We start from the raw sequence: 2,020 nt of genomic DNA, 5'->3' as shown, positions 1-2,020 counted from the left end.
CTCTGCTCTTTCTTCTTCTTTAAGAGCTTTTTGTAAGTTTTTCTTTTCTTCTAAGTCTAGGAAATCTTTGGCTGGCATAAGTAGGATTTTTCTAAAATTACTATTTCTATTTTAGGTGGTTTAAGTGCGTTTTAGCTTAGAGCGGATAGGGTAATCAACCGCTTTAAAAACCCATGTAGTCTAACCACTACGCTATCTGCACCTTGACAATTAAAGATATGGGGTTCTACTCAATAGTTCTAGTTTCCCCCTGCTCGTGATGTAAAATCTTTACAGGAAATAGACAAAGCAGTATTTGAAGCTAACGTTTCAATTCAAGCAAACTTTGTACCCCCCCCTGGCCCCCCCCCACGGCGGGGGGGGGCCAGGGGGACTATCGTAGGGCATACGAAAAGTAACGCGCAAGCGTGAGAACCACCTCTGGGTTGGATAACGCAAGGCATCTAATTTAAGTGGACTCGTTGAACTAAGAATCCCGAAGCGCTTAGTGCGACGGGAGTGTCAAATAACTTCAAATTTTCGTGAGTGTTCACTTATCAGTGTTCACTTATCAGTTATCAGTTATCAGTGATCAGACTTGAGTTTACCGATCTCCCCACTTCCCCACTTCCCCAATTCATAATTCATAACTAACGAATGGGTTTAGCTAAATCACCGATTTTAAAACCATTACCGGTAATGATGCGACCGACGCTAGATTGACCATCAGCTTCGACAATTTCGAGAGTGCCAATCGGTTGAGTAATCTGACGGATAACCTTACCCGTTTGCGGATCCTTGACCGTTTGAGTCGTCCGTTCGATGGAAATGCGTAAACCGACACGATAGCCTTCTCCCGTACCTTTATTGAGAATTACCTGATTTCCCGCCACGGCAGCCACTAAAGCGGTGACAGTCGGTAGCGAGCGAGGTGTAGCGGCGATTTGGTCGGCTTTATCATTGAGATTATCCACCACCTGCGCCACTGCCTTATCGGTGGCAATACTGAGTAATTTCCCTTCGTTGGAGGTTTGGGAACCACCCCCAACCCCTAAAACCACGGTGGAACCATCGGATTGATTGGCAGTACCATCTCCCTGAGCGGTGGTAATAATTTCGGCCGTGGTGGTATTAATTGCCCGGACATTTAACTTGACAAAAGCATCGGTTTCTGTCTTGGCGGTGCTAAAAATAATAAACGAGCCACCAGATTGTTTTTTTTGTAAATCGAATTGGGTAATCGAACCGATAATCACCACATCTACCCCCAAAATTTGCCCGATTTGAGCGGCGGTAGCGGCATCTACCCGTCCCGAAGCCCCCAAATTCTGTTCTCTGAGGACAGCATCAATGCGACTGCGCTCAATGACTGTATAGCGACCACTTTCCACCAATTTATTGACGAGAATATCGCTGACACCACTGGCTCCACCATTGAGAAATGTTAACCACTGGGGATTACTGAGACCGCTATAATCGAAGTCTAAAACCGCTACTCGCACCTTTTCGCTTTTTTGGGCTAAGAGTAACGGTAAATTGTTAGAGATAGCTTGGGAGAAAGCCGGTGCGTTGAAGCTAAAACCCAAACTAGAAGCGACTCCCACAAGGGTAATCAAGACAGAAAAACCACGGATACTATCTCGATCGAACATGATAAGGGGTTCTCCAGTCAAATAGAATATAGATCATCGAAAATTTGGGTCTGAAACCCCGTCGTTCTACGACGGCTTTACTGTTAAATATTAGCACATTTACGAAATATATGCTAGTGTGAAAGGACATGGAAAAAGCCTATTCGTTTCGATTTTACCCCACACCCGAACAAGAGTCGCTATTGCGGCGCACTTTGGGCTGTGTAAGATTAGTTTACAATAAAGCTCTCCATCTCAGAACACAAGCTTGGTACGAAAGACAAGAAAGAGTAGGATATACTGAAACTTCTTCAATGTTGACCGATTGGAAAAAGCAAGAAGAATTAGACTTTCTCAATGAAGTAAGCTGTGTACCCTTACAACAAGGGTTAAGACACCTACAAACAGCT

The 2,020-nt window shown here is 44.5% G+C and carries 2 protein-coding genes; one reads left to right on the top strand and one right to left on the bottom strand.

All coding sequences use genetic code 11. The features are described from left to right. Positions 1–629 precede the first annotated feature (629 nt). Positions 630–1,631, bottom strand: coding sequence for a CsgG/HfaB family protein (locus O9300_RS16255; protein WP_287731808.1), 1,002 nt, complete (start codon positions 1,629–1,631; stop codon positions 630–632). 128 nt (positions 1,632–1,759) lie between these two features. Here O9300_RS16255 and O9300_RS16250 point away from each other — a divergent pair. Further along, on the top strand, positions 1,760–2,020 hold a 261-nt coding region (locus O9300_RS16250), incomplete at its 3' end, for a helix-turn-helix domain-containing protein (protein ID WP_287972220.1).

The sequence above is a fragment of the Microcystis sp. LE19-195.1E genome, from assembly GCF_027532095.1.
Lineage (GTDB): Bacteria > Cyanobacteriota > Cyanobacteriia > Cyanobacteriales > Microcystaceae > Microcystis > Microcystis aeruginosa.
This window is presented reverse-complemented; position numbering and strand designations above follow the sequence as displayed.